This window comes from Streptomyces sp. 6-11-2 (genome assembly GCF_006540305.1).
Lineage (GTDB): Bacteria > Actinomycetota > Actinomycetes > Streptomycetales > Streptomycetaceae > Streptomyces.
This window is the reverse complement of the sequence record NZ_BJOR01000003.1, coordinates 18094-31263: the sequence shown is the minus strand read 5'-3', so window position 1 is coordinate 31263 and position 13170 is coordinate 18094. Positions and strand designations below refer to the sequence as shown.

Annotated in this window: 12 protein-coding genes and 5 pseudogenes; 9 read left to right on the top strand and 8 right to left on the bottom strand. The window is 69.3% G+C overall.

Annotated elements, in window-relative coordinates; all coding sequences use genetic code 11:
* On the top strand, positions 1-792 hold a 792-nt coding region (locus tag TNCT6_RS39660; RefSeq protein ID WP_141367990.1), incomplete at its 5' end, for a trypsin-like serine protease.
* A 10-nt stretch (positions 793-802) separates the two neighbouring features.
* On the opposite strand, the pseudogene TNCT6_RS39655 reads toward TNCT6_RS39660, so the two are convergent.
* Positions 803-1078: pseudogene (locus TNCT6_RS39655) on the bottom strand (ISAzo13 family transposase); the annotation flags it as partial.
* Between the two features lie 62 nt (positions 1079-1140).
* On the opposite strand from TNCT6_RS39655, the gene TNCT6_RS39650 reads away from it, so the two are divergent.
* From TNCT6_RS39650 to TNCT6_RS39635, 4 genes and pseudogenes are all read left to right on the top strand, one after another.
* Complete coding sequence (locus tag TNCT6_RS39650; protein WP_141359433.1) at positions 1141-2508, top strand: sensor histidine kinase; 1368 nt, start codon at positions 1141-1143, stop codon at positions 2506-2508.
* Positions 2509-2747: 239 nt separating this feature from the next.
* The gene (locus tag TNCT6_RS39645; RefSeq protein WP_301184445.1) at positions 2748-3407 is read left to right on the top strand and encodes a response regulator transcription factor; all 660 of its coding nucleotides are present in this window, start codon (positions 2748-2750) and stop codon (positions 3405-3407) included.
* A gap of 73 nt (positions 3408-3480) precedes the next feature.
* Complete coding sequence (locus TNCT6_RS39640) at positions 3481-3690, top strand: hypothetical protein (protein WP_141367988.1); 210 nt, start codon at positions 3481-3483, stop codon at positions 3688-3690.
* A gap of 18 nt (positions 3691-3708) precedes the next feature.
* Positions 3709-3894: pseudogene (locus TNCT6_RS39635) on the top strand (IS5/IS1182 family transposase); the annotation flags it as partial.
* On the opposite strand, the gene TNCT6_RS39630 reads toward TNCT6_RS39635, so the two are convergent.
* Positions 3850-4056 carry an NmrA family NAD(P)-binding protein gene (locus TNCT6_RS39630; RefSeq protein WP_141367987.1) on the bottom strand — a complete coding sequence of 69 codons (207 nt, stop codon included), beginning with the start codon at positions 4054-4056 and terminating at the stop codon, positions 3850-3852. The pseudogene TNCT6_RS39635 and the gene TNCT6_RS39630 overlap by 45 nt on opposite strands.
* A gap of 396 nt (positions 4057-4452) precedes the next feature.
* On the opposite strand from TNCT6_RS39630, the gene TNCT6_RS39625 reads away from it, so the two are divergent.
* Both TNCT6_RS39625 and TNCT6_RS41615 read left to right on the top strand, forming a co-directional pair.
* The gene (locus TNCT6_RS39625) at positions 4453-5382 is read left to right on the top strand and encodes a PP2C family protein-serine/threonine phosphatase (RefSeq protein ID WP_253266578.1); all 930 of its coding nucleotides are present in this window, start codon (positions 4453-4455) and stop codon (positions 5380-5382) included.
* 74 nt (positions 5383-5456) lie between these two features.
* Positions 5457-5581 (top strand): annotated as a pseudogene (locus TNCT6_RS41615) (MarR family transcriptional regulator); the annotation flags it as partial.
* A gap of 12 nt (positions 5582-5593) precedes the next feature.
* On the opposite strand, the pseudogene TNCT6_RS39615 reads toward TNCT6_RS41615, so the two are convergent.
* Positions 5594-5914 (bottom strand): annotated as a pseudogene (locus TNCT6_RS39615) (MFS transporter); the annotation flags it as partial.
* A gap of 92 nt (positions 5915-6006) precedes the next feature.
* A complete protein-coding gene (locus tag TNCT6_RS39610; protein WP_141367985.1) occupies positions 6007-7254 on the bottom strand; it encodes an ROK family transcriptional regulator in 1248 nt (415 codons plus the stop codon).
* A 464-nt stretch (positions 7255-7718) separates the two neighbouring features.
* Here TNCT6_RS39610 and TNCT6_RS39605 point away from each other — a divergent pair, with 464 nt between their 5' ends.
* Both TNCT6_RS39605 and TNCT6_RS41610 read left to right on the top strand, forming a co-directional pair.
* The gene (locus TNCT6_RS39605) at positions 7719-9566 is read left to right on the top strand and encodes a glycoside hydrolase family 18 protein (protein WP_172633350.1); all 1848 of its coding nucleotides are present in this window, start codon (positions 7719-7721) and stop codon (positions 9564-9566) included.
* A 470-nt stretch (positions 9567-10036) separates the two neighbouring features.
* Positions 10037-10323, top strand: a pseudogene (locus TNCT6_RS41610) (IS701 family transposase); the annotation flags it as partial.
* Between the two features lie 84 nt (positions 10324-10407).
* Here the strand turns inward: TNCT6_RS41610 and TNCT6_RS39595 are convergent.
* The 4 genes from TNCT6_RS39595 to TNCT6_RS39580 all read right to left on the bottom strand — a co-directional run bounded on the left by TNCT6_RS39595 (position 10408) and on the right by TNCT6_RS39580 (position 12823).
* Complete coding sequence (locus tag TNCT6_RS39595) at positions 10408-10875, bottom strand: DUF4260 domain-containing protein (RefSeq protein ID WP_141367983.1); 468 nt, start codon at positions 10873-10875, stop codon at positions 10408-10410.
* Positions 10829-11071, bottom strand: a complete 243-nt coding sequence (locus tag TNCT6_RS40610) for a TetR-like C-terminal domain-containing protein (RefSeq protein WP_216372902.1) — start codon at positions 11069-11071, stop codon at positions 10829-10831. Before TNCT6_RS40610 ends, TNCT6_RS39595 begins: the two co-directional genes overlap by 47 nt.
* Positions 11072-11430: 359 nt before the next feature.
* Entirely contained in the window at positions 11431-11964 is a 534-nt protein-coding gene (locus TNCT6_RS39585; protein WP_141367992.1) for a TetR/AcrR family transcriptional regulator, read from the bottom strand.
* A 22-nt stretch (positions 11965-11986) separates the two neighbouring features.
* Complete coding sequence (locus tag TNCT6_RS39580; protein WP_141367982.1) at positions 11987-12823, bottom strand: alpha/beta fold hydrolase; 837 nt, start codon at positions 12821-12823, stop codon at positions 11987-11989.
* Positions 12824-13170: the final 347 nt, after the last annotated feature.

Sequence of the window (13170 nt, the reverse complement as noted above, 5' to 3'; positions counted from 1 at the left end):
ACCTGCGGGGCGTCGCTGATCGATCAGCAGTGGGTACTGACGGCGGCCCACTGCGTGAAGGGTGACGGCCTCGAGCTGGACGGCATCGTGCGCGTCGGCAGCGAGCACCGCAAGTCCGGCGGCACCGTCCGGAAGATCGACCGGATCTTCGTCCACCCCGGCTATGTGAACGGCGAGGGCAAGGCCGCCAACAACAACGACCTCGCGCTGATACGCCTGGACCGCCCGGTCGCCCAGCAGCCCATCAAGATCGCCGAGCATGTCGGGGGACCCGGCACGCCGACCCGGCTCCTGGGCTTCGGCACCACCGTCGACACCGAGCTCAAGTTCCCGGACCGGCTGCAGGAGCTGAACACCCGCAGGGGCGCTGTGTCCGAGTGCGCGCCGGGCTACGCGGGCCCGACCCGGCTGTGCACCATCACCACCGTGCCCAAGGCCATGGCGTGCTTCGGGGACTCCGGCGGGCCGCAGGTCCAAAAGGGCCGGAACGGCCGCTGGGAACTGATCGGCGTCACCTCCGGGCCCGGTGCCCCGAAGGTGCCGTGCTCGGAGGGCCCTGGCCTCTACACCAACGCGCACGCCTACGCGGACTGGATCAACAAGACCATGAAGACCAACCACGCCCCGAAGAACCACCACGCCCTAAAGACTGCGGCCACGGGCTCCGACCTCGCCGAGACCGGTACGAACGACAACACCGCCGCAATCGCCGGTATGGCCGCCGCGCTGGTCGTCGCCGGTGCCGGCACCGCCGTCGCAGTACGCCGCCGCAAGACCCGCCGCGCCGCCTAAGCGAAACCGCCGCAGCCCAACAGCGGCGGATCGACTCGACGGCGAACACGGAGGTGTCGTGATCGGTGCCGACGTTCACCCAGCCGCTGTCGTGGGCCGGATCGTAGATGCCGAAGGGTATCGCCACGTCGACGTCGGGGCCGATGAAGTAGAAGCTGTGGTCCTCCACCCGTACCGGATCGCCGTCGCCGGCGGGGCGCCATTGCCGCCCGGGGTTCGGCAGCTGCCCCAGCTGTTCCTTCTTCTTGGCATCGATGCTGATCACCGGCTGACCGCCGGACTGGTGCACGCTGGGAGTACGGCGGGACAGCCGCAGGAGACACGGAACGAGGGGACGGGACGACGCCGATGGCCACCCAGTACCGATCGCAGGACGCACCGGGGTACGGGCCCTACAGCGCGGGCGGGTTCCACGACGGTGGCACCGGCCGGGAACGGCACCTGCTGCCGGCCGGGCTGCGGGCGCCGTTCGAGGCCCGCAGCTGGCGCGAGTTCGGGTACGTGCTGCTGAATCTGCCGATCGGCATCATGCTGTTCACGTACGCGGTGACGATGGTGTCGCTGGGCGCGGGCCTGCTGGTGACGTTCCTGGGCGTCCCGGTGCTGGCGGCGGCGCTGGCCGGCTGCCGCCTGTTCGGCGTGCTGGAGCGGGCGCGGGCGCGCCGGCTGCTCGGCCTGGAGGTCGCCGAGCCGCAGCCGCTGCGGACGACGAAGCCGGGCGTCCTGGCCTGGACGGGAGCCCTGCTGAAGAGCGGCGCCTCCTGGCGGGCCCTGCTCTACGCGATCCTGCACTTTCCGTGGGCGGTGTTCTCCTTCTCGGTCTCGCTGGTCTTCTGGACGCTGGGCTGGAGCCTGCTGACGTATCCGCTGTGGTTCTGGGTGTTCCCGATGTGGGCCGGCCAGGGCGGACTCCAGCTCTACGGCGACGGTCAGCACGGCATCTATCTGGACAATCCGTTCGAGATCACGGTGACCGCGCTGGTGGGACTGCTGTTCACGCTGGCCACGCCGTGGATCGTGCGGGCGCTGACGATGGTGGACCGGGTGCTGGTGCACGGGCTGCTGGGGCCGTCGCGGCTGTCGGCGCGGGTGGTGGAACTGGAGTCGGACCGGGGGGTCGTGGTCGACACGGCCGCCGCGGATCTGCGGCGCATCGAGCGGGACCTGCACGACGGGGCACAGGCCCGGCTGGTGGCGCTGGCGATGGATCTGGGGCTGGCGAAGGAGAAGCTGACGGAGGATCCGCAGGCGGCGGCGCGGATGGTGGACGAGGCGCACGGCGAGGTGAAGACCGCGTTGCAGGAGCTGCGGGACCTGGCGCGGGGGATCCACCCGGCGGTGCTGACGGACCGCGGCCTGGACGCGGCCCTGTCGGCGGTGGCCTCGCGCTGCACGGTGCCGGTGCGGGTGGAGGTCGATCTGGCCGAGCGGCCGGCGGCGGCCATCGAGGGGATCGCTTACTTCACGGTCTCCGAGCTGCTCCAGAACGTCAGCAAGCACAGCGGGGCACGGTCCGCCTCGGTGGACGTCTGGCGGGTGGAGGACCGGCTGATGCTCCAGGTCGAGGACGACGGGGTCGGCGACGCGGACGTGTCCAAGGGGTCGGGCCTCGCCGGGCTGGCCGAGCGGCTGGACGCGGTGGACGGGATCCTCATCGTGGACTCGCCGTCCGGGGGACCCACCCGGGTGACGGCGGAGCTGCCCTGGCGGCGCTGAGCCACGGCCCGAAGTCCGCTGTTTCCCCGGCATCGCCGAGCCGCCGCTCCCGAAGTCCCCTGATGGCGGCCTGCCGGCCGCGGCCACACGGGTCGCGGCGGCAGGCCGAAACATGTGGTCGCCTCCCTACACTTCCCCTGGCCCGGGCGCGGCACGGTCCGAATACTGGAATGCTGGACCATGTCGCACGGAAAGCCGTGGGGCGAGGCTGTGGGGGGCCGAGGATCGTGGAGGACAGGGTGCGAGTGGTCATCGCCGAGGATTCAGTGCTGCTCAGGGAGGGCCTTACCCGGCTGCTGACCGACCGCGGACACGAGGTCGTGGCGGGTGTCGGGGACGCCCAGGCGCTGATCAAGACCATCACGGAGCTGCACGACCAGCAGGCGCTGCCGGACGTCGTCGTGGCGGACGTGCGGATGCCGCCGACGCACACCGACGAGGGCGTCCGGGCCGCGGTGCAGCTGCGCAAGGCACACCCAGCGCTGGGCGTGCTCGTGCTCTCGCAGTACGTGGAGGAGCGGTACGCCACCGAACTGCTGGCAGGCTCCAGCGGCGGGGTCGGCTATCTGCTCAAGGACCGCGTGGCCGAGGTGCGCGAGTTCGTGGACGCGGTGGTCCGGGTGGCCGAGGGCGGAACGGTCCTGGACCCGGAGGTCGTCGCCCAGCTGCTCGGCCGCAGCCGCAAGCAGGACGTGCTGGCCGGGCTCACCCCCCGGGAGCGGGAGGTCCTGGGGCTGATGGCCGAGGGACGGACGAACTCGGCAATCGCCCGGCAGCTGGTGGTGAGCGACGGCGCGGTCGAGAAGCACATCAGCAACATCTTCCTCAAGCTCGGACTGTCCCAAAGTGATGAGGATCATCGGCGTGTTCTGGCCGTGCTCACCTATCTGAACTCGTGATCGTCCGACACTGTCTCGGAGCCTGCGAGCCGTCTCACCAGGGCTCAGCAGCCACAGCGAGGACAACCTCATCGTGGCCGTCCCCTGTTCGATCACATCGTGCTGCTGGCTCGGATCGCAGCCCGGACCAACAACCCCTACGGCAAGCGAAGAACGTGACGCCATTCTCCACCACCTGACCACCGTCGAACCGCTGCTGCGTGCCACCGCGACCGTCGAGATCGACGCCACCGCACCCATCGAACGCGTCGTTCAACAGCTGGAAGAACTCGCCGTGCACTGACCCCGGGACAGCCACAACGCCAACGTCCATGACAGCCAGGCCCTGATCCCGCTCGTGAAGGGGATACCTCCGGTCCGCTCCCGGCGAGGCCCCCGGCGGCGCAAGCCTGGCAAACTCCACGCCGACAAGGACTACGACTACAACCACCTGCGGCGATGGTTATCCCAGTGGGGCATCCGGCGCCGCATCGCCCGCAAGGGCGTGCTCACCGACGGCCGCGCGCGCCTGCTCCGACTTGCCCGCGTCCCGCACGGTGGTACGCACCAGATAGCCGCGACCGAGCAGGCCCGCCATCACCCAGCCGGCCAGATACCCCGTGCCACCGGTGACCAGGACCCTCTCGTCACCGCGAGCCTGTGTGCACAAGGAGTTCTTCGTTCTCGACGAGATCGACGCCTGCCGCTCCCCCCGAGCTGGACATTGTCAGCACGCCGCTCACGGTTGTGCCGGGGGCAGAGGTCGGGTCAGTCGTCGCCATTGAGCATGGCAGGCGTCAGTACCTTGCCGGCGACTCCCCAGCCACCGTCGAGGACCTCTTCGATGACCAACGAGGACTGTGACCATCGCGCCGTGGCCGCTGTACGTCAGGCGCTGGCCGCCGCCGTCGGCCCGCCGATCGGCGGGCTGCTCGTGGGCGCTGCAGGATGGCGCTTGGCCGTAGAAGTGCAGGGTGCCGCGGTCACCGGCGAGGATCTCCGGGCATGCCAATCGATCAACGTTCGTGTGCAGCCGCCCTTGGGCCTACAACATCATGAGCGAGCTGTGACTCCCCGCTCGTATCGAGTTCTGGCGTCACTGCGCCAGGCGGCGGGCACCGGTGAACGCAGCATCGTGGCGCTGCAGCGCTACGACATGGAGGACCCCGACCAGCCCGGAGTGTGGCACGAGCGGTACTTCAACATGACCAACATCCCCGTGTTCGGATCTGATGGACGGGTGACACTGCTGCTGCACCGCGTGGAGGACGTCACCGAACTCATCCGCGCCCGTGAAGTCGCGCTGACCTTGCAAGAAGCCATGCTGCCCGCTCCTCGCCCGGTCGGTCGGCTTCCGGCGGCCGTACGCTACAGGCCCGCCGCCGAAGCACTGAACGTGGCCGGCGACTGGTACGACCTGGTCGACCTGCCCGGCGATCGCATCGCCGTTGCCGTCGGCGACGTCGTCGGCCACGGCCTGCCCGCCGCCGGAGTCATAGGACAACTGCGCAGCGCCCTCAGCGCCGTCTCCCTCGTCGCCGAAGGCCCCGCCCGCGCCTTGGAAGCCCTCGGGTTGTACGCCCGCACCGTCGACGGTGCCGAGAACACCACCGCGGCCACCGCAGTCATCGACTGGGACACCCGCACCATCACCTACAGCAGCGCCGGCCACCCCCCACCTGGGCTCCTGCAGAGGGACGGGACCGTCGAGTTCCTGGACCAGGCCACCGACCCGCCACTGGCCGCCCGCCCTGAACACGCCCCCCGGATCCAGGCTGTCGCAGCCTTCCGCGAGGGCGCCGTTCTCGTGCTCTACACCGACGGCCTGATCGAACGCCGCGGCGAAGACATAGACACCGGCCTCGCCCGGCTCGCCGACTCCCTGGCCCGCCACCAGGCAGAAGAACCCGAAGCCCTCGCCGACGCCGTGCTCAACGACCAACTTCCACCCGGTGACGCCACCGACGACACCGCCCTGGTCATCATGCGCCTGTGAATCCAGCCGGAAGCGTCCAAGATTTCGAGCCCGCCCCCTGCGTTCTGGGTTGCCGTCCTTCCGCAGGGGCCGAGCCGGGCCATGTGGCCGCCCTGCGTCAGACGCTGTTCGACCGGCTCAGCCCCGAACAGCAGAAGTCCCTCGGCGAGAGGGACTCCAGCCGAACAAAGCGGGTGCGGACCTGCCCTGGCTCCGCTGAGGTACATACCACTCAGTGGGCGCTGACCGGTTATCGCCGCCTCGTCCTTCACGCCCTCACCGGATGCGGCACCGGAGGACCCGGTCACCGTGCCGCCGCCCGGGCGCCCGGTTTCACGAAGGTCAGGGCGATCGCGGCGGCCACGACCAGGATCCCGACGGCGAACCAGATGGCGCTGGTGTAGCCGTTCACCATGGCCTGCAACTGCACCAGCTGCTGCTGGGGCCTCGTGGCGGCACCCCCGATGTGGTCCTGGATGTACGAGGTCGTGGCCGAAACCGCGATCGTGTTCAGCAGGGCCGTACCGATGGCGCCACCCACCTGACGACGGGTTCACCGGTGTCCTGGCCGCCGGCCTCCGGCGCCAAAACGATCCTTCCGCCTGCCGCGAATTCCCGGGGCCGGCGGGCGCCGCCGGCCCCGGCTCACGTCGACCTGTTCTCCGACCGGACGCGCTGCTCGTTCGGGGGCAGCAGCCGGTTCTCCACGTCGTCCAGAGCCAGTCTGACCGCGCCCATGACGACGGCGTCGTCACCCAGACGGGACAACTCGATCGGCGTCGGCACGAGGGTCAGCGGTCGCAGGTGCCGGGTCACGGCGTCGAGTACGACGCGCCCCGCGCGGGACAGTCCGCCGCCGATGACGAGCAGGTCCGGGTCGAGCACGAGCAGGACCGGCGCAAGACCGCGCGCCAGACGGGCTGCGACCGTGTCGATGACTCCCTGCGCTCCGGGGTCGCCGTCGGCTGCGGCATCGAAGACTGAGACGACGTCGAGTGCGCCCTCCCGCAGCAGAGCGGCAAGCCGGGGGCTTCGCCGGTACGGGAGCGAGCTGGCGAGGTCCACGATGGCCGACGCGCCCGTGAGCCGTTCGAACGGCCCCAGTCCCTCCGCGTCAGGCCGCGCGCCGTGGTCGTCGTGCGGATCGAGGACGGTGAGGTAGCCGATCTCTCCGGCCGCCCCCGACGTGCCGCGGTGCAGCCGCCCGTCGATGCAGATGCCGCCGCCGACCCGCTCGCCCCACAAGGCGAACACCACGGTGGGGGTGTTCCGGGCGATCCCCTTCCACTGCTCGCCGAGCACGGCGAGGTTCACGTCGTTCTCCACCTGGACCGGGCAGCGGAAGGTCCGGCGCAGCTCCGCCTTGAGGTTCAGCGAGGTCCAGCCGGGCAGGCCGGGCGCCTGCGCCAGCTTGCCCGAGCGCGGGTCGAGGATGCCGGGACTACCGACCGCCGCGGCCAGCACCGCCTCACGCTTGAGGCCGGCCTCGTCCAGCGCCCCGCGTACCGTCAACCGGACGGCGGCGAGCAGTTCGCGGCTGTCCTGCGCGGCCGAGGTCGCACAGCGGCTGGTCGCCAGAGGCTCACCGTTGAGGTCGGCAATCACCGCGGAGGTGCGGTGCGGCCCTATGTCGATGCCCAGGACGCAGCCGGCGTCGGCGCGGAATCGTACCAGCCGGGCCGGCCGGCCCATGACGTTACGACTGTCGGGATGCTCCTCGACGTACTCCACCCAGCCGGCTGCGCGTAGTTCGTCGACCACCTCGCTCACGGTGGGCCGGGACAGTCCTGTGCGGCGGGCGATTTCGGCCAGGCGCAGATGAGACACCTCGCGAAGCACCGTCAGGACCCTGCCCTGGCTGAGCTGTCGCAGGAGCGGCGGGTCCTCTCTCATGGGCGGCGACGCTTTCCCCTTGACTCGGTTGCCCCTGCCAGGAAAAACTATAGCAGCCTACTTTCGTAAGTGGCTTACACAAGTGTCTGCACAAGTATCACTTCCGCTGCACCAAGCGGCCGGTACGCAAACGCGCTCCGGCCGGAAGGCAAGGAGGGATCGAGTTGCAACACGAGAGATCTGGCCCACAGCCTCACTCCCGCCGCGCGTTCCTCGCGACCTCGGTCGCCGGAGCCGCGACGGTCGGCGCTGTGGCCCAGGCGGCCCCGGCGAGCCCCTCGGGCAAGAACCAGACCGCCGCCGCAGCTGTCTTCGCCAACAACGTCGGCAGCCGATCACCGTTCCTGCGAACCGAAAAGCTCCGCTACCCGGTACGGCGGTGATGGCGACCACGCCTGCAGCGGTCGCCGTCACTGCTGATGCTCGGCGCCCCGTTCGTCTCCCAGCCCAGGACGGCGGCTGGCATGTCTCATGCAGCCGGGCTCGACGTCCGGCTGATCCACACACGACGCACTCGGCGTATTTCACGCTCCCCGGGTGCAGCATCACAACCAACAGGAAGGGTATCGATGAAAATCAGACGGATATTCGTCTGTGCAAGCGTTGCCGCAATGGCCGTACTCGGGTTCGTTCCGCCTGCGACGGCAGACGCGAAGAAGCCCGCGACAACCGGCGAGACCGTACCGCCACTGCCGACACCGATGGTCGGCGGCTACCTGCTCTCCGATCCGCCGAACTTCAAGCGCGTCCAGATGGACCTGGTCACGCACTTCTTCTGGGCATTCTCCACCATTCGCAATGGTAGTTGCACGACCGCGAGCACCGCGGGCATCAACGAGGTGCTAGCGGAGCGCCAGGCTCGGCCGGACCTGAAGGTCATCCGTTCGATCGGCGGCTGGGGAGCCGCCAACTTCTCCGACGTGTCCTCCACCGATGCCAAACGCAAGGCGTTCGTCGCCTCGTGCATCGACGCATTCGTCAAGAACGGAGCCACCGACGGGTTCGACCTCGACTGGGAGTTCCCGATCTCCGGCGGCCTGCCGAACATCGGCTACTCACCTGACGACCGGCAGAACTTCAACCTGCTCGTCGATGAGTTCCGCACCCAGCTGAACGCCTACGCGGACGCGCACGGCAAGAGCCGCCGGGACTTCCTGGTCACCGCGGCGCTGCCGGCGGGACGCTGGCAGGACTCCGGCAACGGCGTCACCGGCGCGCCGTACGACACGAACACCAGCTTCGACCTGGCGACCCTCGGCCGCACCCTGGACAACATCAATGTGATGACCTACGACATGGGTACCGGGTACTCCCCCGTATCCATGTTCAACCAGCCGCTCTACAAGCACTCCGACGACAACACCGGCGATCAGTACAACAGCACGGACGATGCCGTGCGCTACTACATCGAGCACGGTGTGCCGCGCAACAAGATGACGCTGGGCGTGGAGTTCACCCTGGCAAGAGGGTTCGTGACCACCACCACCCTCAACAACGGCCTGTTCCAGCAGTGGACGTCGACCGGCTGCGGTCAGACCACAGCGGCCAACGCACTCAACCCCAGCAACACCTCCATCCTGATCAACTGGGACGCTCAGGTTCAGTCGCCGTACCTGTGGAACCCCACGACGCGGACCTTCTGCAGCTACGAGACCGCGCACTCGCTCGGCATCCGCTCCAAGTACGCCAAGGAGCAGGGGCTCAACGGCATCTTCACCTGGCAGCTCACCGGGGACGCGAGCGGCAGCCAGTTGCGCGCCGTCTCGCTGCCCTGGCAGCCAGAGAAGGTGACGGCCGCACCGGCTCCGACGGTGAACGGTACGACCTTCTACCCGAATGCGAGCCAGTCCTTCAGCGGAACCGTGGCCACGGTGGCCGGAAGCTCGGCAGACTCACTGACCGCGATCATCAACTGGGGCGACCTCACCCGCAGCCCCGGCACCGTGACGCCCACTGGTGGCGGCAAGTTCGCCATCTCAGGGACGCACACCTACGCCACGCCCGGAGCGTACCAGCTGACGGTGAGCACCATCGACCCGGATTCGCTGAACAGCCGGATGGTCAACGGCTACGCATTCGTCGACACCTCGCCGTACCCCTACCTCGCAGGTCTCGTCGACAAGTTCAGCACGAACAGTGGTGTGACAGCTGGCCTCAACGCGAAGCTCAACGCGGCGAGCCAGGCACCGAACAGCACCGCACGCGCCAACAAACTCGATGCGTTCATCAACCAGATCCGCGCGCAGACCGACAAGGCGGTGACAGCTGGCCAGGCCGACACCCTTACCCAACTTGCCGAGACGCTGAAGTAGTTGCCCGGCAAGGTGCGACAGCAGTAATAGGCACCGACCAGCCGTTGGGGAACGCATTGAGTAGTGATCAAGATGCGGTCCAGGCAGGGTGCTTGAGCCAGATCATCGAGTCACGTAGGTGGGGCCGACGAGGTAGCGCGTGGGGTCTTGCCATACCGCGGGGCGATACCTCGCCAGGCGCCTTCAGCTTGTTGATCAGACGTTCAACCGTGTTCCGCTCCTGCTCTCAGGGGGGAAGGAAGAACAACCCGTAGGTAGGTACTACGAGTACCTACCTACATTGGGGGTGCAAGGTTGTCCGTCAGCCGGGCCCGCTGCGAGCCGGTGGTGCGCCGCGTCGACTGCGATCCCGAGGCGACGCCTAGCTCATGGGTACAAGGGTGCAAGACCGTTCGGGAACCGCCTCGCAGCTACAGGCGGGGAGCGAGGGTCTCGCAGTACGCGAGAGGGACCAGTGCCTGGTAGACGTGGCCCGCGGCTGCCTGACCTCCCGCTTCCTTGCGATGCAGGCCCGGCCGGCCGGGTGCGCTCGCGTCGGCTGGCCCAGGCAGCCACGGTGGCCGGGCACGGCCGGTGGGACGGCGTCCTGCCCGAGGTGTGGCTTCTGGCCGAATGGCCCGACGGCGAGGACGAACCGACCCGGTTCTGGCTGTCCGACCTGTCCGACGACACCCCGATCGCCGACCTGGTCCGCCTGGCAAAGATCCGCTGGCGCATCGAGCACGACTACCGCGAACTCAAGCACGGCCTGGGCGTCGCTTCAGGGCAGCTTCGGAAGCACAGGGCCTGCCCGGCCAGCGCCGGGGAAGCTACGTACGGCCTCGTTCGTTGCGCTGGCCGGTCAGTGGTCACCATGCACGCCCAAGTGCGTGATGCCGAAGCTGTGGTCGTACTTGAGGCCGTACTTCATGAGGCGGTCGAGACCGAGGTGGAACAGGCCGACGGCTCCGGCGACGGTGAGCGCGCTGGTGTGCCATCCGGCTCCTGCGACGAGCAGTGCCAGCGGCAGCGGCGCGGTGTGCGCGAGGTTGTAGGTCCAGGCGCCTACCCGCGGGCCGACGAGGTACGCGAGCCAGGACAGGTCGGGGACAAGGAACAGAGCCGGGATCAGCCACCAGGGCTGCCCGGTGGTGGCAAAGACGACGAGAGCGGCTCCGGCGACGGCCAGACCTTCGATTCGCAGCCAGCTCAGTGGTCGGCCGGTGACCACGCCTGGCGTTCCGACGGTCGCCTCGGGCTGTGTCAGGACTGAGATCTTCGCGTCAGCGGGTGGTTTCGGGGTGTTCGCGGGTGAGTGGGCGGCGGTCATGCCGGTCCTCCGGGGGTGTGGAGTCATCGGGGTCGGCTTGCAGGCCAGTGATCAGGGTGTCGACGAGGAAGTGGTAGCTGCGGGTGACCTCGCGGGGCAGTCCGAAGCCGCCGGCGGCCTCGAGGATGGCGAAGCCGTCAAGCGCCGGTTCGCACCATCCGGGCGGCGTCGACCTGCGCGAACTTCGCGCTGGCACCGTCCCTCACCAACTCGACGCCACGAGGCTGTGACCCGAGGTGCCCACCCGACCCGATAACCGCAGTCGCTGCCCGGGCAACTGAGCCAGAGATCTCCAAGGGCAGCAAGAAACGCGCCAGTTGGCGGTGCGAGTGTGAGGGCGAGTGCGGACGCGGCAGTCACACCGGCCGGTGCCCCAACCGGCAGGGGCAGCCCGCGTGCGGCACTGGCTCGCGCGTCATCCTGACCACCGCGCAAGTTGCGGAATGCTCCCGCGTCCGCTGGGTCAGTGCCCCGTAGCGAGTACATGATCAGGCCCTGCCGACGAGGCAGACCAAGGCGCCGATGATGCCGAAGCGATCGACGGCGGCAGCGTTCTCACATAGCGCGCAGGCCCCGGTCGGCGAAGGCGATCAGCCACTCGAAGCTCTCGTCGATGTCGGCGCTCCACTGGAAGCCTCCTGCCGACTGCAACGTGGCGAAGCCGTGGCAGAGGCTGCGCAGCATGCGCAGGGCGTGGTCCACGTCGGACTCTGCGATCTCGTAGCCGCGCAGGACCGCCATGAACGCGCCGAGCAGCCGCTGGCCCGCGGTGGCCAGCGGATCGTCCGGGCCGGACGGTTCCACGCCGATCGTCGCGCCGTACCGGCCTGGGTGCTCCAGGACGAACGCGCGGAAGGCGCGCGCCGCGGCCGCCAGGGCGTCGCGGCCCGCGTACCCCTGGACCGCGCCGCCAACAGCGTCGGCGGCCTCGCGCAACGCCAAGGCCGCGATGCGCCGGTTGAGGTCTTCCTGGCTGCCCACGTGCTTGTACAGGGACGGGGTGCGCACGCCCACCCGCTCGGCCAGCAAGCCCATCGTCAGGTTGGCGAAGCCAACCTCGTCGGCGAGGGCGGCACCGGCCGCGACCACGGCCGCCGGGTCCAGGCCGGCCCTAGGCACGAGCGGCGTCCGATCGGAGGAAGGAGAGCATGAGCGAAACCAGCTGGTCGGGGAACTGGTCGTGCGGGTAGTGCCCGGCGCCCTCGATCATCTCAAGCCGGCCGAGGCCGGACGGCAGGGCATCCACGATCGCCGAACCCTCGGCGTGCGGGTCGGCCCAGTCGGGGTCGAGCGTGCCCATCACGACCAGGACCGGGCAGCGGACGTTGCCGAGTTGCGCGCCGGCGTCGGTCGGGGCGCTGCGGCCCATGCCCTGCAGGGCCTTCATCCGGCCCGGCTCGCGCAGCAGGGAGTCGATACGGTCGAGCCGTTCGACCCAGCCGACCGGCTTCACGCCGGGGTGGGCCACGTCGAGGTACGAACGCCAGAGCGGCACGCTGCCGAACACGCCCGCGCCGAGCAGCCGCAGCATGCCCCGCCGGAAGCGCTTCACCCGCAGGTCGCCGAGGCGGATCGACTGCTTGCGGGTGAACGGCGCCAACTCGACAACCGCGGTGATCAGCGAGGGCCCCTGCGCCCCGGCGATGGTGGCGGCACCGCCGGAGATCGAGTGGCCGACGAGCACGGCCGGACCGCCCAGGTGGCGGATCACCGCGAGCAGGTCGCCGGCGATGGCGGTGCGGCTCCAGGCCGGCCAGCCGACGCTGGACTCGCCGCAGCCGCGCAGATCGACCGCGGCAACCCGGTGACCCGCCGCCACCAGCGGCGGGATCACAGCACGGTACGCAGCGCGGCTGTCGCCCATGCCGTGCGCGAGAACGATCAGCGGGCCGGACCCCGCCACCTCGTAAGCGATCGTGCCGCCGTCGACGGCAAGGTACTCAGTCATGACACCCCTCAGATCCTGGCTAACCTAGTTAGCTAAAAGCTAATCTCAATAGCCAAACCTGTCATCGCGGCCGCTGTTACGGCTCCCGGAACCGGCTCCAGGCCAGTGACCAGTGACAACGCCCGTTGATCAAGTCTCAGGCCGCTTTGGCGGGCTGACGTATGTCCTTCGCCATCTCGGCCCCGCAGTCAGGGAAGCGCGGGGTGACCGCCATGACCGCGACCACGCCTCCGGCACGGCACATCGTGCACGTCCCCTACCACGGCCTCCCCCGCAAGATCCGCGCAACCCGCAGGCGCTGGATCTGCTCGCCACCATCAGCGCCCGCGTCCAGGCCCTCCCGCCCG

What these genes read in the sequence shown, in the direction of transcription:
- TNCT6_RS39650 (WP_141359433.1), top strand. Translation starts at nt 1,141, where the DNA reads ATGGCCACCCAGTACCGATCGCAGGACGCACCGGGGTACGGGCCCTAC.
- TNCT6_RS39610 (WP_141367985.1), bottom strand. Translation starts at nt 7,254, where the DNA reads ATGAGAGAGGACCCGCCGCTCCTGCGACAGCTCAGCCAGGGCAGGGTC.
- TNCT6_RS39605 (WP_172633350.1), top strand. Translation starts at nt 7,719, where the DNA reads ATGTCTCATGCAGCCGGGCTCGACGTCCGGCTGATCCACACACGACGC.
- TNCT6_RS39580 (WP_141367982.1), bottom strand. Translation starts at nt 12,823, where the DNA reads ATGACTGAGTACCTTGCCGTCGACGGCGGCACGATCGCTTACGAGGTG.
- TNCT6_RS39595 (WP_141367983.1), bottom strand. Translation starts at nt 10,875, where the DNA reads ATGACCGCCGCCCACTCACCCGCGAACACCCCGAAACCACCCGCTGAC.